Here is a 20,090-nt window from a genome sequence, read left to right on the forward strand (position 1 = left end):
CGTCCGGTACGGGTGTCACGACCGGTCGATAAACACTGACGCGACGGGCGGGGTGCGGGCCAGAATGGCCGCATGGCCACCCTGCTGCTCGCCCTCGCCGTCGGATGCACCGGGCTGTACGCCGGTTTCATGCTGATCTTCCGGACCGGCATCATGCCCGCGCTGGCCCGGCTGACGGACGCCGAGTTCGTCACGGCGATGCGCCGGATCAACGAGTCCGTGCCGAGGGGCGTGTTCATGACCGTCTTCCTCGGAGTGGTCGCGCTCCCCGCCGCCGCGTTCTTCGTGCCCGTCGACGGGCGCACCGACACGCAGAAGTGGCTGGTCCTCGGAGGACTCGTCACCGCGGTCCTCAACCACCTGGTCACGATCGGCGGCAACGTGCCGCTCAACACGGCCCTGGCCGCCTCGGAGTCGACGGGCGAGGCCCCCGCCGTCGTCCGCGCCGCCTTCGAGAAGCGCTGGAACGGCTTCCACCGGATCCGTACGGCGCTGATCGTCGTCGCGTTCGGCCTGCTGACCGCCGCCGCCGTCCAGTAGGCCGGGTCCGGTCCGCCGACCGCCGCCGCCGTCCAGTAGACCGCGTCCGGTCCGCCGACCGCCGCCGCCGTCCCGTAGGTCCGGTCCGGAACCGTACCCCTCTGCCTGTTTCTGGCGTGAACTCGCGGGTCAGGACCCCTCCGGCTCCCGCGAGGAGCCCGCGAAAGCGTACCTACGAGTCCGGAAACCGTCTTCCGGCATGCGCCACTCTCCGCCACTGACGAAATTTCTACGCCCTGATATCTCGACAAAGGGGGTGAATCACCCCGATATCCAGGGTCGGGTTTCCATACCCTCCGGTTTCTTATTGACATGCCTACGGGGGTCTTTTCTAATCATCGAGAGTCATCCCGCGCGCAGACACCGCACAGGCACTGAGGGGGCAAGGTGGACGTCCGGATCCTGGGGGGCCTGTCGGTGCGTGAGCACGGGGTGTCGATCACCCCGACGGCCGCCGCGCCCCGGCAGCTCCTCGCCCTGCTCACGGCCAGCGCCGACCAGGTCGTCCCCGTGACGGTCCTGACCGAGGAGCTGTGGCCGTCCGGCGCGCCCCGCGGAGCCCGTACCGAACTCCAGTCCCACATAGCCGAGTTGCGCACCCTCATCGCGGGCGCGCTGCGCGGCGCCGACCCGGCCGAACCCCGGCCCGGCGGCTGGTCGGACCGGCGCACCGCCGACGCGATCCTCGTCTCCCAGCCCGGCGGCTACCGGCTCGACACCGGCGGCGGCGCCAACGACGTCTGGCAGTTCGAGCGCGCGGCCGGCGCCGGCTACCGGGCCATGGAGGCGGGCGACCTGCCGAGGGCCGCGCTCCGCCTCGGCGAGGCCCTCGCCCTCTGGCGCGGCGAGCCCTACGCGGGCGTCGCCGCCGGCCCCCGGCTCCGCAGGGAGATCGAGCGCCTGGAGACCTCCCGGCTGAGCGTGCTCGACCAGTGGGTGGAAGCACAGCTCGGCCTCGGCCGGCACGCCGAGCTCGTCCCCGAACTCTCCGGGCTCACCGCCCGCTACCGCACCAACGAACCGCTCCACGCCCACTACATGGTCGCCCTGCTGCGCTGCGGCCACCACGACGAGGCCCTCGCCGCGTACGAGCGGCTGCGCTCCTCGCTCCTCGCGGAGAGCGGCATGGAGCCCTCGGCCCGGCTGAGACGCCTCCAGCGCTCGGTCCTCACCGTCCGGGAGACCGCCGGCCGCCCGGTGTACGCGCCCCGCATCCCGGCCCAGTTCAGCCCCACCCGCGCCCGGCTCGTCCCGGCGGGCTCCGTCGGCTGACGGCGCCGGGAACCAGAACGCGCGCCGGACAGTTGACGGCATAGTTACCGGCGGGGAATGAAGTGCGGCAACTCACCGTTGACCGACTCCCGAAGCCGAATTATTTTCGGCGAGCAGTACGGGTTTCCTCCCAGGTGCCCGATTTCGCTCGACCACGGGGGTAGGGGCCATGAGCTTGCACGGCGCGGACGGAGCCGGTGGTGCCGACGCGCTGCTCACGGTCCTCGAACTGCTCGCCCGGCAGGCCCCGCCCGCCCGGTTCGACGCCCTCCTCGTCGACGCCCGCGCCTCCGGCCTCGAAGGCGAGGCGCTCGCCCGCCTCGAACGGGCCGTCGCACTGGCCGGGGAGACCCACGCGGGACGCGAGCGGCAGGCGGAAGCCGACGGCCTGGACGCCCTCGAACAGGTCTTCCGCGAGCAGGACTTCCTCGAACCGACGGCCCTGGAGAGGGCCGCCCTCGAACACGCCGCACGGCGCGAGCAGGCCGTCCGCGACCAGGCCGTCCGCCGGGAGGCCGGACTCGCCGCCCTCGCCGACACCGCACGAGACCTGACCTCCTCGTACGACCTCGACAGCCTGCTGCGGGTCATCACCCGCCGCGCCCGCCGGCTCCTCGGCCTCGACCTCGCCTACGTCACCCTGCGCGGCCCGCACGGCGCCTGCTACGTCCACACCACCGAGGGCTCCCGGGCCGGCCGCGGCGCTGGCCCCCGGCTCGCCCCCGGACTCAGGATCGCCGAGGGGTACGGGCTCGGCGGCGCCGTCCAGCTCCACGGCGAACCCGTCTGGACCGCCGACTACCTCGCCGACGAACGCTTCGCGCCCTCCGGCTCCCTCGACGCCGGCGTGCACGCCCCCGCCTTCGACGAGGCCGCCGAGACGGCCCTGCGCGCCGAGGACCTGCACGCCATCATGGCCGCACCGCTGCGCAGCGGAGACACCGTGATCGGCGCCCTCCACGGCGCCGACCGGCGCGTCCGCGACCACACCGCCGAGGAGATCGGACTCCTCGCCGCGCTCGCCGACCTCGCCGCCCTCGCCGTGGAGAAGGCCGGACTCCTCGACCGCACCCGCGCCGAGGTCTCCGAACTGGAACGGGACAGCTCCCGGGTCCGTACCAGCCTCACCCGGATGCGGCACGTCAGCGAGGCCCACGGCCGCATCATGAACCTCGTCCTCGCGGGCGGCGACCTCTGCAACGTGGCCAAGGCCGCCGCCGACGCCCTCGACGCGACCGTGATGATCCGCGACCCGGGCGGCCGCTGCCTCGCCGGCGCCGGGGACCTCCCCGGCCTCGACGAGGAGGCCGTCGCCAAGGCCTCGCTCGACGCGCACGCCCGCCGCCGCCCGGTCCTCGCCGACGACGACACCTGGGTCGCACCCGTCATCGCGGGCTCCGAGGACCTCGGCGGGCTCGTCGTCCGGGCCGCCGGCGGACTCACCGGCGAGGACGAGCGGCTGCTCGAACTCGCCGCCCAGTCCGTCGCGTTCCTCCTCCTGATGCGCCGCTCCACCGCCGTCGCCGAAGGACCCGTCCGCGACGAACTCCTCGACGACCTCATCGCCGACCCGCCGCACGCACCGCAGCAGATCGCCCAGCGGGCCCGCCGCCTCGGCGTCGACCTGCGCAAACCGCACGTCCTCGTGCTCGCCCGCCCGGAGGGCGGCGAACAGGGCAGGGCCGTGGTCTGGGCGTCCTCCTACGCGTACCGCCTCTCCGGTCTGAAGACCGTGCAGGGCGGCTGCATCGTGCTGCTGCTCCCGGGCATCGACGCCTCCGCCGCCGCCCAGGCCGTCGCCGCCGAACTGTCCCCGCTGCTCGGACACCCCGTCTCCGTCGCCGCAGCCGGACCCGCCCAGAGCCCGGACGGCGTCGGGCGGATGCACCAGGAGGCCGGCCGCTGCCTGGACGCGATGAGCGCGCTCGGCGGCACCGGCTCCGCCGCCTCCGTACAGGACCTGGGCTTCCTCGGGCTGCTGCTCTCCGACGACAACGACGTCGACGGCTTCGTCGAGGCGGCGATCGGACCCGTACTCGACTACGACGCCGAGCGGTTCACCGACCTCACCCACACCCTGGAGGCGTACTTCGCCTCCGGCGGCAGCCCGACGAACGCCGCCGAGGCCCTGCACGTCCACCCCAACACCGTCTCCCGGCGCCTGGAACGCATCGGCGAACTCCTCGGCCCCGAATGGCAGAAGCCCGGCCAGGTCCTGGAGGTCCAGCTCGCGCTGCGCCTCCAGCGGACCCGGGAGGTCCTGGCCCGCGGCCGTCAGCCGGCCGAACGCCCCGAGCCGTAGCCCGAACCGTACGGCGCGTCCCAGTCGGCGGCGGCCATCACCGTCGCCGCGTGGGCCGCCGAGGCCAGCGTGATGTGACGGTGCCAGCCGCGGAACGAACGGCCCACGAAGTCCCGCAGCCCCGCCCCCTCCCCGACCTCCACGAAGTCCCGCTCCACCCGGCGCGCCAGCTTCGTCAGCCGCAGCAGCGAACCGACCGGCGACCCGGTCAGATCGCTGATCCACACCCGGGACGGGGCCCGCCGCGGGTCGTCCCACTCACCGAGCAGCACCAGCGGACGCATCCGCTCCCCGCCCGGCGTGGGCAGCGCCACCCGCACGGCCGTGGCCAGCGAGGTCCGCGAGGTCCGCGCACCGGCGACCGTGTCCACCCAGCTCACCGGCCTGCGCAGCCCCTTGAGCGACTCCAGGATCTGCACCGCGGACAGCGGACCCGCGCCGAAACCGGGCAGCGAACGGTCCGCGATGGCCAGCCGGGACCCCGGACCGATCCGCGCCACGACCGGCACCCCCGCCCCGGCGAGCCGGGTGAGGGCCGCCCGCCCCGCGCCGCCCCGGATGTCGAGCAGCACCGGCTTGCGGGTGACGTCGGACCAGCGGGCGGTGTCGAGCGCCGCCGCCACCGCGCACTCCTCCAGCGTCTCCTCGCCGGCCTCCTGGGGAACCTCCGCGCGGTCGCGCCGCGTGCGGTCGTTCACCCAGGGGTCCGGCAGGAACAGCCGCCAGTTGACGGGGACGCTCAGCTCGTCGCTCGCGAACCACACCCCGAACGCCTGCTGGCCGTGGAAGACCTGGCCGCGCTCCGGGTCGAAACGCCGGTCCACGCCCACCGAGTGCTCCCCGGCCTTCGGGATCGGCATCGGCCGCACCACCCAGGCCTGCGGGCAGCCGTTCCGCTCCAGATGGCGGGCGAGCGCCGCCCGCATGGGCTGCCAGTCCCAGGTGGAACTGGACACGAAGTGGTGCAGGCTCTGTTCGGCGGCGGGGCCGCCTATCTGCGCGGCGATGTTCCGGATCGACTTGCGGCCCTGCGCGGTGAGCAGACCGTGCAGATACTGCTCGGCCTTCACCCGCTGGTCGCGGCGCGGGAAACCGGAGAACAGCGCGGCACACAGCTCGGCGTAGACGTCCTCGCGCGAGCCGGCCGCGCCGACGGACCTGACGACACCCAGGGGCGCGGCCGGGGGAACGGTACCGGCGGCGGCCCTGCGCTTGGTTGCGACGGATGTACTCACGACACTCCTGCCCGAAGGTTGCGCAGCTCCCTCCCGCTGCTCCACCACCGTCGCCCGTGACCGCACCCCGCGACGAGGTGTACCCGGCACCCGAATCGGCCGCCTGATGGTGGCCGGACCACCTCCCGCCGTGTCGTCGCAGGTCGCAGGGGGCGTCGCCGCCCCCTCACCGGCCCCCGCCCGGGGAGTCCGGAATACCCCGCGGGGGGATCTGACAGACTCGCGGGCCCGGCTTTGACCGGTCGCACGGCGTGGCCGGACCATCGCAGAGCGAGGCTGCACGGGCCGGACCGCGGTTAATGCCCCAGGCCGGGGACCGCGCCTGTGCGCCTCGCCTCGACCCCCTGTCATAGGCTCTCGGCCATGGGACTGCGGCGGCTGCACGGACTGCGGGGACCGCGGGGAGTGCGCCTGGAACTGCCGGTGGTCGTCGCGGTGTCCGTCGGCGGCGCCCTCGGCGCGACCGCCCGGTACGGCGCCGGACTCCTCTGGCCGTCCCCCGAGGGCACCTTCCCCTGGACGACCTTCACCGTCAACGTCACCGGCTGCGCGCTGCTCGGCGTACTGATGGTCCTGGTCATGGAGAAGCCCACCGAGTGGTCGTCCGCCCCGCCGCACCCCCTCCTCCGGCCCTTCCTCGGCACCGGGTTCTGCGGCGGGTTCACCACCTTCTCGACGTACGCCCTGGAGACCGAGCGGCTGCTGAGCGGCAGCGACCCGACACGCGGTCTGCTGTACCTGGGCGGGACGGTGCTCACCGCACTGGCCGGCGTCCGGGCCGGAGTCACCGTCACCAGGGCGGTGTGGCGGCGGGCCGGCAGCGCCCGGGCCGCCGCCCGCGAACGGGAGGGCCGGGTGTGAACTGGCTGTTCGTCGTCGTCGGAGCCGCCGTCGGCGCGCCCCTGCGCTACCTCACGGACCGCGCGGCACGGGCCCGGTTCGGCCCCGACTTCCCCTGGGGTACGTTCCTGGTGAACGCCGTCGGATCGTTCCTGCTCGGGCTGCTCGCCGGGACGGTCTCGGGCCGGGCGTACCTGCTGCTCGGCACGGGCCTGTGCGGGGCCCTGACGACGTACTCGACCTTCTCGTACGAGACGCTGAAGCTGTACGAGGACGGGGCGAAGCGGCACGCGGTGCTGAACGTGGCCGGGAGCCTGGCCGCCGGGCTCGCCGCCGTATGGCTGGGAGTCTGGACGGCCGGGCTGTTCTAGCCGGACCTCAGGCGGTGATCCAGTCGCTGGTCGCGATCACCGGCTGGACGCCCTCGCGGTGGATCGTGCCCTCGATGAGGCCGTACATCCGGTCGGCCGCGAAGTACACCTCGTTGTCGTTCTTCAGGCCGAAGGGCTCCAGGTCCACCAGGAAGTGGTGCTTGTTCGGCAGGTTCAGTCGCACCTCGTTGACCGTGGACACGTTGTCGAGGACCCGGTCGGCCATCGCGTGCAGGGTCTGCTGGAGCGAGTAGCTGTACGTCTCCGCGAACGCCTCCAGCATGTGGCGGCGCACCTTCCCGTACGAGCGGTCCCAGTCGTGCTCCGCGTCGGCGGCGGCGGACGCCGAGTTCGCCCAGCGGGCGGTCACCTTGGTGGCCAGGATGCGGTCGTACGCCTCCTGGAGCGTCGTGTACCTGTCCTTGATGTAGCCGTGGAACTCGGAGTTGGTCGAGTTCATGACCGTGAGCTCCTTGAGGCCCGAGAGGACCTGGAGCCCGGTGTTCTCCGAGTAGGTGATCTGCGCGGTGCGGACCTCCTGGCCGCCGCGGACGAAGGAGTGCTGCTCCTTGCGGGTGGGGACGGAGACCCGCTCCCAGGCGTACTCCTCGATCCGGATCTGCGCCTCGTGGATCACCGGCTGCGAAGCCACGAAGTGCTTGGCGAGGAGGATGCCGAAGGCCTCGGGGGAGGCCACGCCGTGCTCCTTGGCGAAGGCGTACACCGTGTTCTTGGTGGTGTCGGTCGGCAGGCAGTTGGCGTTGTCGCCGGTCAGGTGCATCTCGCGGTACTCACCGCGCAGCGCCACCGACACGTTCAGGTCGCGGATCTCGTGCCACGCGCCGCCGTCGCCCCTGCGGGTGACCGTGACGATGCGGTTCTCGGCCTTGCCGTACTGGTTCTGCGCCAGGACGTGCTTGCTCATGTGCTGCTCAGCTCCTGCGGGTACGTGGATACGGATATCCCGTACGCCCGGCGTCCAGCGTCCCCGTCGTCCCGAGGGTCCGCTCCCCGCCGTCCGGTCCGTGAACGGCGGACCGCCCCGGGACTGACGAGCATCCCGGTCCGTAGGTTCGGCTCGAAGATATGTCCCCTTCCGGCGACTGGCAATGGGGGAGCGGGGGAGAGGGCATGCCGGGAGGGCGCGCCGGAAGGGCCGGCGGGCCCTCAGCCGCCCGGCAGCAGACGGGTCTCCACCGTCGGGAGACCCTTGTCCCACCAGTGGTCGTAGCGGCCGTAGACCCGGGGGTCGCGGGCGGCGAGGAGGTCCCCGAGCGCCCCGGCCTCCTCGGCCAGCCCCGCCCAGACCTCCTCGGGCAGTGGGTGGAAGGCCGAGGCCTCGACGCCGCCCCCGGCCGGCCGCCAGACCCCGGCGACGTACCCGTCGACGAGGAGGGTCGGCAGGGTGTCGCCGTTCACGCGGATCACGTGCTTGCGGTACTCGGGCGGGATCACCCGCGCGCGGTCGGCGTACGCCAGCAGGACGCTGTCCCACATGGCCATCAGCCGGGGCGGCGCCGGCGTGTCCTCGGCGGGTCGCGGCGCGCCGGGCACGTCGTACAGAACCGTTCCGTCGGCCCCCTCCAACTGCTCGACGCCCGACGGGTCCCCGTCCGGGAGGCCGTCGAGGAGGAGGCGCAGCGCCTCGCGCACCTTCCCCCGCGGGGCCGTCGTGAACTGCGCCATGTCCGGGACGGACGCCGGGCCGAAGCCCTCCAGATAGCGCCGGAGGAGGACGGCGAGCCCCGCCGTCGAGGCCTCCGGGTCGGCGAGTACGGGAAGCGCGCTCGCCGTCACGAAGGACTGCGCCGTCCCGAACGACCACGGCGGCCCGGTCGGCGCGTGCCACAGCGGCGCGTACTGCCGGATCATCCGCCAGACCACGGCCTCCACCGGCCCGCCCCTGGCCGCCTCCAGGTGCGTCCGCATCTCGGCCCCGGTGCGCGCCCGCCCCGCGTACTCCAGCAGACCCGGCAGCAGCGCGTCCGCGTCGGCGGCCGTGAACCCGGCGGCCTTGAACCGCGGATCGTGCAGTCGCGAGCCGCGCAGGGTCGGCTCCATGCCCTCCCGGAAGGCCCGGTAGTCCTCGGTGTGCACCACGTGCAGGGTGAGCCGCATCAGGGTCGACCGCACCAACTCGTAGGCGTCCAGGGCCTCGTCGAGCCGCTCGGGGGCGAAGTCCGCGATCCGGTTCCACAGCGCCACGTACGGCGAGCCGGGCTGCTGCGCCTGGAGCGCCACGACCTTCCGCACGGCCTCGCCGACGTCGATCGGCATCCGTTCGAGCAGCAACTGCCGGGCGAGGGTGGACCGGTTGAGGGCGCGTGCGGTGATCACCATGGGCCGATTCTCCCTCCCGGGGCCACGGCGACACACCGTAGGGTCGTGGCCATGGATGCCATATCGACGTGTACGTCCCCGCGACCGCCGGAGGGGGAGAAGGCGGGGGGTGTGCGGTACGCGGAGGGCGGCGCGGTCGGGGTGCCGGAGCAGGCGCGGGCCGGGGGCGCGGCGACGGCCCCGGCCCCGGCAACTTCCCCGGCCCCGGAGCCGGTTACGGCTCGCGGAGGCGCGGCGGGTGCGGTGGGCGTGGTGCGTGCGGCGATCCTGTCCCGCAAGCGCGGTGTCCTCCTCACCCTCCTCTGCTTCCTCGTCTGCTGCGCCCTCGGGTTCCAGTCCTGGACCGCGATGCGGCTCACCGGTTTCGACCTCGGCATCTTCGACCAGGCGGTCCGCGCGTACGCGCACTTCGAGCTGCCCCGGTCGCCCATCAAGAACGTGCACCACGAGTTCCCGCCCGGCTTCTCCCTCCTCGGCGACCACTTCACCCCGGCCCTCGCGCTCCTCGCGCCGCTGTACTGGCTGTGGGACGACCCGCGGGTCCTCGTCCTCGCCCAGGCCGCGCTGTTCGCGGCGGGCGTGCCGGTGGTCCGGCGCATCGCCCGGCACTGCTTCGCCGCCGCCGGGCCGCAGACTTCCGCACCGCAGGCCTCCGCACCGGGCGGCGAGCCGCTCGTCGTACGGCGGGCGGCGGACCTCGCCGGGCTGGTGTACGCCCTGGGGTGGCCACTCCTCAACTCCTCGTACAACGGCTTCCACGAGGTCGCCTTCGCCGTCCCCTTCACCCTCCTGATGCTCGAACGCGGCCTCGCCCACCGCTACGGCGCCGCCGCCTGCTGGGCGGCCCTGCTGTGCACGGCGAAGGAGGACATGGGCCTCGTCGTCGGCGCCTTCGGCCTCGTCCTCGCGGTCCGCGCCCACCGCGCGGGCCACGGCCGGGGCCGCGCCACGGGCATCGCGCTCGCGCTCGGCGGGCCCCTGGTGTGCGCCCTCGTGATCGGCTGGTTCCTGCCGGCGATGGGCGGACCCGAGGGCTACTACTGGTCGTACGGGAGCCTCGGCGCCGACCCGGGCGCCGCCCTGACCCATGTCCTCGGCTCCCCGTGGGTGCTGCTCCAGGTCGCCGTCACGCCCCTCGTGAAGGTCGGCATGCTGGCCTGGATCCTGGGCACGCTCGCCCTGCTGCCGCTGGGCTCCCCGACGTTCCTGCTCGCCGTACCGCTCCTCGCGGAACGGGTCCTCTCCGACAACCCCAACCACTGGCCGGTGATCAACCACTACGACGCCTTCCTGTGGCCGATCCTGCTGACGGCGGCCCTGGAGACGCTCGGGCGCCTGCACGGCGAGCACCCCCGGCTGTTCCGGCGGTGGGCGGTCACCGGAGCCGCGCTGGCCTCCGCGGCCGCCGTCGCCCTCGGCCTCGTCCTCTTCGTGCAGCCGGGCGCGTGGCGGGCCCCGGACGACCGGCGGTCGCTCGCCGACGCGGCGGAACTGATCCCGGACGGGGCGACGGTGGAGGCGGACAACGTGGTCGCGCCCCGGCTGACCGCCCGTACCCGGGTGGTGATCGCCGACGCCACCCCGAGGGGCGCGGACTGGGTCCTCCTCCGGGTCGAGGGCAGGACCTTCCCCTTCACCTCGCTCGAAGAGCAACAGCGGCGTGTGGCCGTGCTCCTGGACCACGGGTACACCCAGGTGTGGCAGCGCGACGGATCGGTGCTGCTCCAGCGCACCCGGCGGGTCCCGATCCCCGGGATGCGGGTCCCGGGACCGGACAGCACGCCGGTGAGGGAGGCGGTCCCGGCGGACGTGGGCGCGAGCCTCTTCCTGCGGTAGGGCGCGCGGTCCGGGTGCGGGCGTGCCCGTGCCGGGGGCCTTCGGACGCCGCCGGTTCACCGAACCCACCGCCGGGGGACACGCGGATCTCACCCGCCCTCACGACCATCGTCCGCATGACCTCCACCTCCGCCCCCACCTCCACGCCCGCACGCCGCGCGACCACCGCCGGAACGGCGTTCGCCGGTCCGGCCGTCGCCCTCGCCGCGGCCGTCGCGCTCCTCGCCCCGGCCGCGCCGGCGTACGCGGCGGGCAACGCCGTCCCGACGTACGAGGTGAAGATCAACCTCACCGCGGCGGCCCTGGACGGCTCCCACAACCCGAGCGCGGCGGTGAAGTCGGCCTTCGGCATCACCGGTTCGGCCAAGACCCGCTCGTACAGCTACTACGACACCGACGCGCGGGCACTCGACGCCGAGGGCTGGAGCGTCCGCCTCCGCCACAAGGACGGGTCCTCCTTCGAGGAGACGTACAAGAAGCGCTTCCCCGTCACCAACGGTGACATCGACGCGGCGCTCAGCACGGCCAACGCGGCCGGCTTCGACAGCGGCGACACCAACTACGACGCCGAGGTCGACTGGGGCTACGCGAAGCAGACGCTGAGCTTCAGCAACGACAAGAGCCACAGCGCGAGCGGCTACTCGGGCACGACGCTGCCCACGAGCACCACCGGCCGGACCTGGCTCGTCAACGACATCCCCGGCAAGCTGGCCGACTGGCGCGCCACCGCCTGGGGCACGAACACCCTCAAGGCGTCCCGCGCGCACGGTCCGGTGACCGCGAAGGTGTACGGCGGGGCGTGGGGCGCCTCGGACGACGCGAGCATCGAGGTGCTGCCGGTCGTCGGCGCGAGCGGCACGGGGACGGAGTACGTCGTCGAGCTGTCCTTCAAGACGGACTCCTACGCCGACGCGGCCGACCTGCACGGCGACGCCATCGCACTCGCCGAGGCCAACGGCTGGCTCTTCCACGGGGACATCCTGAAGACGCAGCTGATCCTCGACCGGTACTAGGCCGTTTCGCGGGGCGCGCCGACGGACGCGGGTCCGCGCGCCCTCGACCGCCGGCCGGAGCCGCGCGTTCACCCAGGACTCTCCTTGTCGTCGTACGGACGACGCCCTTCGTTGTGGCCGGAAATAGACCATGAGGCCGCCTCCACGGGCGACATCCACCTGTTCAAAGGGAGTTCAGATGAATCCGCGCCTCCTGCGCCGGCCTGCCGTCGTGGTACTGCCCCTCACCGCCGCGCTCGCGATCACGGCGGTCATGGGGACGGCCGAGGCGGAGCCGGCGCGGCACGGTTCCGCCGCCCGCGTCGTCTCCACCTCCACCCTGCCCGACATCCCGCTGGCCGCCTTCAGCAACCGTCTGCTCCCCGGCACCGTCGACGACGACCGGGACGTCGACCTGGGCGGCATCGGCAGCGACCTGTACCCGGCCGGGCGGCGCGGGGAGTACTGGACGGTCACCGACCGCGGCCCCAACGGCCAGATAGCGGTGGGCAAGGACAAGCGGCGCACCTTCCCGGTCCCCGGCTTCGACCCGGCGATCGTGAAGATCCGCGCGGTCGGCGGCCGGATCCAGGTCCTGAAGTCCATCCCGCTCACCACCGCGTCCGGCGCGCCCGTCACCGGCCTGCCGAACCAGCCGGGCCGCGACGAGGCCCCGTACAGCTACGACGCCTCGACCCCGCTCGGGTACAACGCCAACGGCCTCGACACCGAGGGCCTGGTCCGCGACCGGGACGGCAGCTTCTGGCTGGTGGACGAGTACGGGCCCTCGCTCGTGCACGTCTCCGCGAAGGGCCGGGTGCTCGCCCGCCACGTGCCCAAGGGCCTGAACCTGACCGGCGCCGACTACCCGGTGATCGAGTCGCTGCCCTCGGTCTTCCTCAAGCGCAAGGTCAACCGCGGCTTCGAGGGCCTCGCGCTGCTCCCCGGCGGTGATCTGGTGATGGCGCTCCAGAGCCCCCTGCTCAACCCCGACAAGGCCACCGGCGAGGAGTCCCGCAACACCCGCCTGGTGCGCTTCTCGCCGCGCGAGAACCGGGTCACGGCCGAGTACGCGTACCGCTTCGACACGGTCGGCGAGGTCGAGCCCGGCCAGACGAAGACCTCCGAGCTGAAGATCTCCTCCGTCGTCGCGCTCGGCGGCGACCGCCTCCTGGTCCAGGAGCGCACCGACAAGTCCGCCCGCGTCTACGAGGTACGCCTCCGCCGCGACGCCGACATCCTCGGCTCGCCGTGGGACGGCGCGGGGGCCCCGACCCTGGAGCAGCTCGACGACACGACGGCGGCGAAGGCCCCGTTCCTGGCCAAGCGCCTGGTGGTCGACCTGAACACCGTCGAGGGCGTCCCCGGCAAGATCGAGGGCATCGCCGTCGAGGGCTCGTCGACCCTGGTCCTCCTCAACGACAACGACTTCGGCATGACGGACGGCCCGGCGGCCTTCGACGCGAACGGCCGCCTGGTGGACAGCGACGTGGAGACGACCCTGGTCCGCGTCCGCCTGGGCCGCCCGCTGCGCTGACGGAACGAGGGGGCCGAGACGTGCCCGCCGGTCCGCGATGTGTCCCGCCCCGCTCGTGGTGTGTCCCGGGCCGGGTGGGCGCGTCCCTGGGACGTGGTCCTTCGTCCCTGTCGTGACCTGGGGGATCGTCTTCCGCCCCAGTCCCGGGACGGACGGGACGCCGTGGGCGGCGGGCGCGTCGGGTGCAGGCTTGCGTCGCTCTCATCGGTGCAACGTTCGAAAGGTTCCCGACATGCGCAAGCTCCGCCCTGCGAAGGGCCTCGCGGCGGCCGTCCTGGCCGCGGCCGCGGCCGGCGCCCTGCTGGTCTCCGCGCCGGCCGCCCACGCGGACGACTCGAACTACAAGATCTGCAAGGACGCGTACGGCACCCGGCTGTCCCCCGGCGGCTACGTCATCCCGGCGGGGAACTACTCGCTGGGCGACTCAGGGCAGTGTGTCGCGGGGCTCCAGGAACTCGTCGCGCGCTTCGGTCTGACGGACTGGGAGCAGAGCGGCGGCCCCTTCGTGGACGGCCAGTTCGGTGCCCGTACCGACTCGGCGATCCGCCGCTTCCAGAGCACCCACAACCTCATCTCGGACGGGATCGTCGGCCCGAGGACCTGGGAGCGGCTGCTCACGGGCTGAGCCCGCCCGATCGTGCCACCCGTCTCCCCATCTCACCCGGAGGACCGAACCACATGAAGGTGACATCGTCGCGCGTCCGCGGCGCCTGGGCGGGAGCGGTCCTCGTGGCCGCGACCACGCTCCTCGGCGGCCTGGGGGCCGCCCCCGCGCAGGCCTCCTGGTTCCAGGAACTGCAGCAGTGCAAGAACCTCTACGGCTCCGAGACCTACATGGCCTGGGAGATCCCCACGGTCGTCCTGGCCAAGGGCTCGACCGGCGTCTGCGTCCGGGAACTCCAGATGGACCTGCTGGAGGTCGGCGCGGTCCGCGGTGAGGACCAGCCCGGCTTCGTCGACGGCGTGTTCGGCCCCAAGACGTACAACGCGGTGGTGGCCTTCCAGAACAGCGTCTCGGTCCAGGGCGGCGCGGACGGCGTGGTGGGCCGCTACACCTGGCACGCCCTGATCGCGAACGTCTACTTCGAGTAGGGTCCCTGCGCCCGACGGCCCCTGCGCTCGACGGTCCCTGCGCCCGACGGCCCCTGCGTCCGACGGCCCAGGGGCCGAACCGGGCGCCGGGGTCGGACGAGCCCGATCCGGTCCCCGCACGGGGTGGGGCCGGACCGGGCTAGCCGAGGACCGCCTCGGGCCCGGGCCGGAGGCACGGCGGCGCGCGGCCGGGGACGTACGCTGCCCGAGGTCCGTCCGTTCAGCCGCCGACCGGGAGTCCCCGAGTGACCTCTCAGCCGTTCCTGTACGTCGTCGTCTGCGCCGCCGGCATCGCGGGCGACGCCCACAAGCTGATCACCGCCGCGCAGGCCCAGGGGTGGGCCGTGGGTGTCGTCGCGACTCCGCAGGGGCTCGGCTTCCTCGACACCGAGGCGATCACCCGGCAGACGGGCCACCCGATCCGGTCCGCGTGGCGCAGCCCCGGCGACCCCCGCCCCTTCCCACCCGCCGACGCCATCGCCGTCGCGCCCGCCACGTTCAACACCATCAACAAATGGGCAGCGGGCATCGCCGACACCCTGGCCCTGGGCATCCTGTGCGAGGCGTACGGGATGGGCGTCCCGACGGTGGTCCTGCCGTGCGTGAACGCCGCCATGGCCGCCCACCCCGCGTACGCCCGGAGCCTGGACCGGCTGCGGGAGATGGGCGTGCTGGTCGGGTCGTACGAGCCGCACCGGCCGAAGGCGGGCGGGGGAGCGGAGGCCTTCCACTGGGAGGAAGCCCTCGAACTGCTCGGCGGCCGGGCGCCGGGGCGGTCGACGACCGGCTGAGGGGTCACCGGCCGAGGGGTCACCGGCCGAGGGGTCCCGGCCTCAGGGCCCGGGACCTCCGGCCTGGCGACCTGCGCCCCGGGAGGCTACGACCCCGGGGTCCCCGGCCTCGCGCCCGCGCCCGCGCCCGTGCCCGCGCTTCCCGGCGCCGCAGGCGCGGCGGGTGTGTCGGTGACCTGGTAGGTCACCTGCGGCTCCGGGGTGCCCTCGGCCTTCATCGCCTTGCCCTCGCTCTTGAGGATGCGCGCGGCCTTGCCCGCGTTCCTGGCCAGCTCCGGGAGCTTCTTGGCGCCGAGCAGGACGATGACGACGATGAGCAGGATGGCGATCTCGCTGATACCGAACACTGTTCTCCACTCCCTGTGGAATCGGGGCCCGCGGTGTCGGGGCGGTCAGACGCTGACGCCGAAGCCGGCCGCGATGCCCGCGAGGCCGGAGGCGTGACCCTGGCCGACGGCCCGGAACTTCCACTCCGCCCCGTGCCGGGATGTCGTCGTCCTTCCGTGCCGTGGCGTCCTGGAGCCTGTAAATCTACAGGGATGTAGAAGGAGCGGGAAGTGCGGTCCGGAGCAGGGCGGCACGCCGTCGGCGTACCCCTCTCCGCCACCGGCCCGCCGGTCCTATCCTGGCCTTCCGGTACCGGGGGAAAACTGGGGGAACGATGGACTGGTTCTGGTGGGTTCTCATCCTGTTCTGGACGGGCGGCTTCGCCTGGGCGGCCGACAACGTGCGCACCGCACTGCGCCACCGGCACGAGCGGAAGATGGAAGTCCTGGAGGCGGCGAAGCAGGAGCGCCTGGCGCTCGAGGCCGCGCACAGGATGCCGGAGCCGGTCTGCGGCTGCACCCACCATCTCGCGAAGCACGACAAGCAGGGCCGCTGCCACGAGCGCGTCGAGGTCCCGACGGCCTGGGACGAGACGAAGAAGCCGCTGCGGTACGAGGCGGGGCAGTGCAACTGCCAGCAGTACGTGGGTCCGCAGCCGCTGTCGCAGGTGTACGCGGAGGACCTGACGGATCTGGCCTGAGGGATTCCGGGGCGGGTCGGGGGCCGGGCCCGTATCGGCGCATGTGCGGACGTACGGGCTCGGCCGCGCGTGCCACGCGCCGGAGGAGGTCCGGACGGGGGGCGGTCCGGACCGGATGACTCGGCCCGGACCGGCTGAGCCGGCCCCGGACCTCCCGCGCGTTCCCCGTCTACGCCGGTGGAGACGTCGTCGGGGCCGAGCGCACGGTCACTCCTCGTCGCCGCCCTCGTCCTCTTCTTCCTCGTCCCCTTCGAAGAAGTCGCCCACCTCGTCGACGACTTCGGCGGCGACCATGCCGCCCACGGCGAGCCCGGCGGCACCGGCCGCGACGGCGGTACCCATGCCGGGGCCGGAGTGGCCGTGGTCGTGGCTGTGGCTGTGGGACCCGTGGGCGTCATGGGAGTCGTGGGAACCGTAGGAGTCATGGGACCCGTACGAAGCGCGGTGGTCCACCAACTGCCGCATCCAGGACTCGACGTCCGCGTTCCAGTCGATCCGGTCCACGCCGTGGTGGCTGACGGTGAAGCGGGTGACGGTGTCCTGCCCCTCGGAGAAGAACCCGCCGCGCTTGTCGGCCTCCAGGACGACCTCCATGCCGGCCGGGCCGGCCAGGAACGTCACCTCGATCTCGTTCACCCGGGACGCGTACTGGGGTGAGGGCGTGACCTCGATCTCCTGGTAGAAGGGCAGTTGCTGCCCCGTCCCCCGGATGTGCCCGAGTTCGAGATCGGCGGACCGGAAGCCGAATCCGAGCTGCCCGAGGGCTTCGAGGACCGCTTCCTGGACCGGCAGGGGCCGCACCGCGAGGGGGTCGAGGTCGCCCTTGTCCCGGGCGCCGGAGACGCCGAGTTCGGTCCGTACGCCCAGGGTGATGCCGAGGCCCTGCCCGTACAGCTCGGTGATCGGGGTCTCCCAGGGCAGGTTCACGCTGAACGGGACGCTGCGCTGCTCGCCCTCGGCGAGGCGGAAGTCGCCGCCGACGGTGAAACGAGCGAAGACGACCGCCCCCTCGGACTCCCCGTCCTCGTGCTCGGCCTCGACGCGGGCCACGAGTTCGAGGGTGATGTGCTCGATCGTGAAGTCGGCGTCGCCGCCCTTCAGATGGACCTGGCCGGTCAGTCCGCCGCCCGGCGTCACCGGGCCGGGGTCGAGGACCGTGTCCACCGAGGGGGCGCCGACGCCGAGGGATCCGAGCAGCCGCTTGAACACCATCGTGGCGTTCACTCCTTCTTGCGTACGTGTTGCTTCCGGGGCCGCCGCCGGCGTACCGGCGCGGCGTGCTGTGACGTACCGGACGCACGGGAAGTCCCGGACGCGTCCGGGCCGTTCGAGGAGAGGAAGCCCTCCCGGGCCGCCCCACCTCGTGTCTCTACATCACTGTAGAAGAATAGGGGGGGTGGGACGCCCCGACGGAATCCCGTCCGTCGCTCCCTCGCCCGCCCCCCGGCCTCGTCGACGAGATTGGGCGGGAGGTCATGGGGGAAGTCTCTGCCCCGCGGACCGTCGACCGGCCGGCCGACCTTCCATCGACCGTTGTCGTCCGACTGCCGCCGGAGAGCGGCGGAGCTTCAGGGATGGAGTTGGTGCACGGTGGAACGACGCATGCCGGTCGCGACGCACTGGGGCAGTTTCACCGCGGTGGTCGACTCCGGCCGGCTGGTGCGGATCGAGCCGAGGGGCGACGACCCGGCGCCCTCACCCATCGGCCCCGGGATGGTGAGGGCCGCCGAGGACAGCGCCCGCGTGCTGCGCCCCGCGGTGCGCAAGGGGTGGCTGAACGGCCTGCCGCGCGTCGGCGACACGGCCAGGGGCGCGGACGCCTTCGTGGAGGTGAGCTGGGACGACGCGCTCACGCTGGTGAGCGAGGAACTGCGGCGCGTCCGTTCGCGGCACGGAGACAGCGCGGTGTTCGGCGGCTCCTACGGCTGGGCGAGTGCGGGCGGTTTCCACAACGCGCAGGGCCAACTCCACCGGTTCCTGGCGCTGGGCGGCGGCTACACCGACTCCCGCAACACGTACAGCACCGCGGCTCTGGAGGTCATCCTCCCGCATGTGATCGGCGGGCATCCGTGGAGCTACCAGTCCCGGATGCCGATGTGGGACGAGATCGCCGAGAACTGCGAGCTGGTGGTGGCGTTCGGAGGGCTGGCCCTCAAGAACAGCCAGATCAACCCCGGCGGACTGGCCAGGCACCGGACGCGGGACCTGCAGCGCCGGTGCCGTGAGGCCGGGGTGCGGTTCGTGAACGTCAGCCCCCTCCGCAGTGATACGGCCGGCTTCCTCGACGCCGAGTGGCTGCCCGTCGTCCCCAACACCGACACCGCCGCGATGCTCGGCATCGCGCACACGATGCTGGTCAACGGGTGGCACGACGAGGACTTCCTCAGCCGGTGCTGCGTCGGCTTCGACCGCTTCGCCGCCTACGTGCTCGGCGAGCTCGACGGCGTCCCCAAGGACGCCGCCTGGGCGGCGAGGATCACGGGCATCAGTGGCGAGGCGCTCACCGACCTCGCCCGCCGCCTCACCACGCAGCGCTCCCTCATCATGGTCAACTACGCGGTGCAGCGGGCGGACCACGGCGAACAGCCGATCTGGATGTCCGTCGTGCTGGCCGCCATGGCGGGCTCGATGGGGCGGCCCGGCTGCGGCTGGGGCGCGGGATACGCGACGATGGACGCGACCGGTGTCACCAGGGGCCGCCCCTCCGTGGCGGCGGTCCCCGAGGTCGCCAACCCCGTCCCGGACTTCATCCCCGTCGCGAGGATCGCCGACACCCTGCTGCATCCGGGCAGGACCATCGACTACGACGGCCGGCGCCTCACGCTGCCCGAACTCCGCCTCGTCTACTGGTGCGGAGGGAACCCGTTCCACCACCACCAGGATCTCCACCGGCTGACCCGGGCCTGGCAGACCCCCGACACGGTGGTGGTGCACGAAGCGTGGTGGAACACCACGGCCAAGTTCGCGGACATCGTCCTTCCCGTCGCCACCAGCCTGGAGCGCGACGACTTCGCCGCCGGATTCTCGGACCCCCACCTCGTCGCCATGCCGAAGGTCCGCGAGCCGGCGGGTGAGTCGCGCACCGACCACCGGATCTTCGCCGCCCTGGCCTCCCGGCTCGGATACGAGGGGGAGTTCACGGAGTCGCGCTCGGAGATCGCATGGGTCCGGCACCTCTACGAGCAGACGAGGGCCGCACTCGGTGGCACCGCCGCCCTGCCGGGCTTCGACGACTTCTGGCGGAGCTCCGCCGCCGAGCTGCCGGCGCTGAAGGGACCGTTCCCCGGCAGCTTCGAGGCGCTCCGTTCGGATCCGCGGGGGTTCCCCCTGTCGACGCCGTCGGGCCGGATCGAGATCTTCTCCGAGGAGATCGACGCGTACGGCTACGACGACTGCGCCGGGCATCCGACCTGGTTCGAACCGGTCGAGTGGCTCCACGGCGATCTGGTGGACCGCTTCCCGCTGCACCTGATCTCGAATCAGCCCGCTTCCCGTCTGCACAGCCAGTACGACAACGGCAGCCACAGCCTCGCCTCGAAGATCCGCGGCCGTGAGCCCGTGACGCTCCACCCGCTGGACGCCGCGTCACGCGGGATCGAGAACGGCATGGTCGTCCGCGTCTTCAACGACCGGGGCAGCTGCCTCGCGGGCGCGATCCTGTCGGACGACGTCATGCCGGGCGTCGTGCAGCTCTCCACCGGGGCGTGGTGGGATCCGGAACGGCCGGGGCTGAGCGGAACGCTGGACCGCCACGGCAATCCGAACGTCCTCACGGCGGATCGACCGTGCTCGCGCCTGTCCCAGGGACCGAGCGCGCTCAGTGCACTGGTCGACGTCGAGGTCTACGGCGACCCTCTTCCGGCTCTCTTCGCTTTCGCGCCACCCAAGCTCGAACAATGACGCGAGCGCCGGAAA

Annotated in this window: 18 protein-coding genes and 1 pseudogene; 13 read left to right on the forward strand and 6 right to left on the reverse strand. The window is 72.9% G+C overall.

Features of this window, described 5'->3' with window-relative positions; genetic code table 11:
- Positions 1 to 72 precede the first annotated feature (72 nt).
- The 3 genes from ASD33_RS14275 to ASD33_RS14285 all read left to right on the forward strand — a co-directional run bounded on the left by ASD33_RS14275 (position 73) and on the right by ASD33_RS14285 (position 4,114).
- Positions 73 to 540 (forward strand): anthrone oxygenase family protein, encoded by a 468-nt coding sequence (locus ASD33_RS14275; protein ID WP_056558671.1) that lies wholly within the window; start codon positions 73 to 75, stop codon positions 538 to 540.
- Positions 541 to 927: 387 nt separating this feature from the next.
- Complete coding sequence (locus tag ASD33_RS14280) at positions 928 to 1,812, forward strand: AfsR/SARP family transcriptional regulator (protein WP_056558674.1); 885 nt, start codon at positions 928 to 930, stop codon at positions 1,810 to 1,812.
- A 169-nt stretch (positions 1,813 to 1,981) separates the two neighbouring features.
- Entirely contained in the window at positions 1,982 to 4,114 is a 2,133-nt protein-coding gene (locus ASD33_RS14285; protein WP_056558678.1) for a helix-turn-helix domain-containing protein, read from the forward strand.
- On the opposite strand, the gene ASD33_RS14290 is transcribed toward ASD33_RS14285, so the two are convergent.
- Complete coding sequence (locus ASD33_RS14290) at positions 4,087 to 5,349, reverse strand: transposase (protein ID WP_056558681.1); 1,263 nt, start codon at positions 5,347 to 5,349, stop codon at positions 4,087 to 4,089. The two genes, ASD33_RS14285 and ASD33_RS14290, sit on opposite strands and share 28 nt — an antisense overlap.
- A gap of 363 nt (positions 5,350 to 5,712) precedes the next feature.
- Here ASD33_RS14290 and ASD33_RS14295 point away from each other — a divergent pair, with 363 nt between their 5' ends.
- Entirely contained in the window at positions 5,713 to 6,210 is a 498-nt protein-coding gene (locus ASD33_RS14295) for a CrcB family protein (RefSeq protein ID WP_056558684.1), read from the forward strand.
- The gene (crcB, locus tag ASD33_RS14300; protein ID WP_056558686.1) at positions 6,207 to 6,560 is read left to right on the forward strand and encodes a fluoride efflux transporter CrcB; all 354 of its coding nucleotides are present in this window, start codon (positions 6,207 to 6,209) and stop codon (positions 6,558 to 6,560) included. Before ASD33_RS14295 ends, crcB begins: the two co-directional genes overlap by 4 nt.
- Before the next feature lie 7 nt (positions 6,561 to 6,567).
- Here crcB and pucL read toward each other — a convergent pair whose 3' ends face one another.
- Positions 6,568 to 7,485 carry a factor-independent urate hydroxylase gene (gene pucL / locus ASD33_RS14305; RefSeq protein ID WP_056558690.1) on the reverse strand — a complete coding sequence of 306 codons (918 nt, stop codon included), beginning with the start codon at positions 7,483 to 7,485 and terminating at the stop codon, positions 6,568 to 6,570.
- Between the two features lie 242 nt (positions 7,486 to 7,727).
- Positions 7,728 to 8,900 (reverse strand): winged helix DNA-binding domain-containing protein, encoded by a 1,173-nt coding sequence (locus ASD33_RS14310; protein ID WP_056558695.1) that lies wholly within the window; start codon positions 8,898 to 8,900, stop codon positions 7,728 to 7,730.
- Between the two features lie 252 nt (positions 8,901 to 9,152).
- Here ASD33_RS14310 and ASD33_RS14315 point away from each other — a divergent pair, with 252 nt between their 5' ends.
- From ASD33_RS14315 to ASD33_RS14340, 6 genes are all read left to right on the forward strand, one after another.
- Positions 9,153 to 10,736, forward strand: coding sequence for a DUF2079 domain-containing protein (locus ASD33_RS14315; RefSeq protein ID WP_242426981.1), 1,584 nt, complete (start codon positions 9,153 to 9,155; stop codon positions 10,734 to 10,736).
- 116 nt (positions 10,737 to 10,852) lie between these two features.
- Positions 10,853 to 11,749 (forward strand): hypothetical protein, encoded by an 897-nt coding sequence (locus ASD33_RS14320; protein ID WP_056558697.1) that lies wholly within the window; start codon positions 10,853 to 10,855, stop codon positions 11,747 to 11,749.
- 178 nt (positions 11,750 to 11,927) lie between these two features.
- Positions 11,928 to 13,265: an esterase-like activity of phytase family protein gene (locus ASD33_RS14325; RefSeq protein ID WP_056558700.1), complete on the forward strand. Its 1,338-nt coding sequence runs from the start codon at positions 11,928 to 11,930 to the stop codon at positions 13,263 to 13,265.
- A 232-nt stretch (positions 13,266 to 13,497) separates the two neighbouring features.
- Complete coding sequence (locus tag ASD33_RS14330; RefSeq protein WP_056558703.1) at positions 13,498 to 13,890, forward strand: peptidoglycan-binding domain-containing protein; 393 nt, start codon at positions 13,498 to 13,500, stop codon at positions 13,888 to 13,890.
- 53 nt (positions 13,891 to 13,943) lie between these two features.
- A complete protein-coding gene (locus ASD33_RS14335; RefSeq protein ID WP_056558706.1) occupies positions 13,944 to 14,357 on the forward strand; it encodes a peptidoglycan-binding protein in 414 nt (137 codons plus the stop codon).
- A 245-nt stretch (positions 14,358 to 14,602) separates the two neighbouring features.
- Positions 14,603 to 15,148 (forward strand): flavoprotein, encoded by a 546-nt coding sequence (locus ASD33_RS14340; RefSeq protein WP_056558709.1) that lies wholly within the window; start codon positions 14,603 to 14,605, stop codon positions 15,146 to 15,148.
- A gap of 86 nt (positions 15,149 to 15,234) precedes the next feature.
- Here ASD33_RS14340 and ASD33_RS34145 read toward each other — a convergent pair whose 3' ends face one another.
- Together ASD33_RS34145 and ASD33_RS34970 are read right to left on the reverse strand one after the other, a co-directional pair.
- Positions 15,235 to 15,495, reverse strand: a complete 261-nt coding sequence (locus ASD33_RS34145; protein ID WP_056558712.1) for a twin-arginine translocase TatA/TatE family subunit — start codon at positions 15,493 to 15,495, stop codon at positions 15,235 to 15,237.
- 45 nt (positions 15,496 to 15,540) lie between these two features.
- Positions 15,541 to 15,640: pseudogene (locus tag ASD33_RS34970) on the reverse strand (TerD family protein); the annotation flags it as partial.
- A gap of 169 nt (positions 15,641 to 15,809) precedes the next feature.
- Between ASD33_RS34970 and ASD33_RS14350 the strand changes: the two are divergent.
- On the forward strand, positions 15,810 to 16,175 hold the full coding sequence (locus ASD33_RS14350; RefSeq protein ID WP_056558714.1) for a hypothetical protein: 366 nt from the start codon (positions 15,810 to 15,812) through the stop codon (positions 16,173 to 16,175).
- A 207-nt stretch (positions 16,176 to 16,382) separates the two neighbouring features.
- Here the strand turns inward: ASD33_RS14350 and ASD33_RS14355 are convergent, their stop codons facing one another.
- Complete coding sequence (locus ASD33_RS14355; protein WP_056558717.1) at positions 16,383 to 17,387, reverse strand: sporulation protein; 1,005 nt, start codon at positions 17,385 to 17,387, stop codon at positions 16,383 to 16,385.
- Between the two features lie 390 nt (positions 17,388 to 17,777).
- On the opposite strand from ASD33_RS14355, the gene ASD33_RS14360 reads away from it, so the two are divergent.
- Complete coding sequence (locus ASD33_RS14360; protein ID WP_199863524.1) at positions 17,778 to 20,075, forward strand: molybdopterin-dependent oxidoreductase; 2,298 nt, start codon at positions 17,778 to 17,780, stop codon at positions 20,073 to 20,075.
- The last annotated feature ends 15 nt before the right edge of the window (positions 20,076 to 20,090 follow it).

It is taken from the genome of Streptomyces sp. Root1304 (genome assembly GCF_001426405.1).
Lineage (GTDB): Bacteria > Actinomycetota > Actinomycetes > Streptomycetales > Streptomycetaceae > Streptomyces.

Excerpts from the sequence above, each read along its gene's own strand:
- ASD33_RS14295 (WP_056558684.1), top strand. The coding sequence starts at position 5,713 with ATGGGACTGCGGCGGCTGCACGGACTGCGGGGACCGCGGGGAGTGCGC.
- ASD33_RS14325 (WP_056558700.1), top strand. The coding sequence starts at position 11,928 with ATGAATCCGCGCCTCCTGCGCCGGCCTGCCGTCGTGGTACTGCCCCTC.
- ASD33_RS14285 (WP_056558678.1), top strand. The coding sequence starts at position 1,982 with ATGAGCTTGCACGGCGCGGACGGAGCCGGTGGTGCCGACGCGCTGCTC.
- ASD33_RS14335 (WP_056558706.1), top strand. The coding sequence starts at position 13,944 with ATGAAGGTGACATCGTCGCGCGTCCGCGGCGCCTGGGCGGGAGCGGTC.
- ASD33_RS14320 (WP_056558697.1), top strand. The coding sequence starts at position 10,853 with ATGACCTCCACCTCCGCCCCCACCTCCACGCCCGCACGCCGCGCGACC.
- ASD33_RS14275 (WP_056558671.1), top strand. The coding sequence starts at position 73 with ATGGCCACCCTGCTGCTCGCCCTCGCCGTCGGATGCACCGGGCTGTAC.
- pucL (WP_056558690.1), bottom strand. The coding sequence starts at position 7,485 with ATGAGCAAGCACGTCCTGGCGCAGAACCAGTACGGCAAGGCCGAGAAC.
- ASD33_RS14355 (WP_056558717.1), bottom strand. The coding sequence starts at position 17,387 with ATGGTGTTCAAGCGGCTGCTCGGATCCCTCGGCGTCGGCGCCCCCTCG.
- ASD33_RS14360 (WP_199863524.1), top strand. The coding sequence starts at position 17,778 with ATGCCGGTCGCGACGCACTGGGGCAGTTTCACCGCGGTGGTCGACTCC.
- ASD33_RS14350 (WP_056558714.1), top strand. The coding sequence starts at position 15,810 with ATGGACTGGTTCTGGTGGGTTCTCATCCTGTTCTGGACGGGCGGCTTC.
- ASD33_RS14310 (WP_056558695.1), bottom strand. The coding sequence starts at position 8,900 with ATGGTGATCACCGCACGCGCCCTCAACCGGTCCACCCTCGCCCGGCAG.
- ASD33_RS14330 (WP_056558703.1), top strand. The coding sequence starts at position 13,498 with ATGCGCAAGCTCCGCCCTGCGAAGGGCCTCGCGGCGGCCGTCCTGGCC.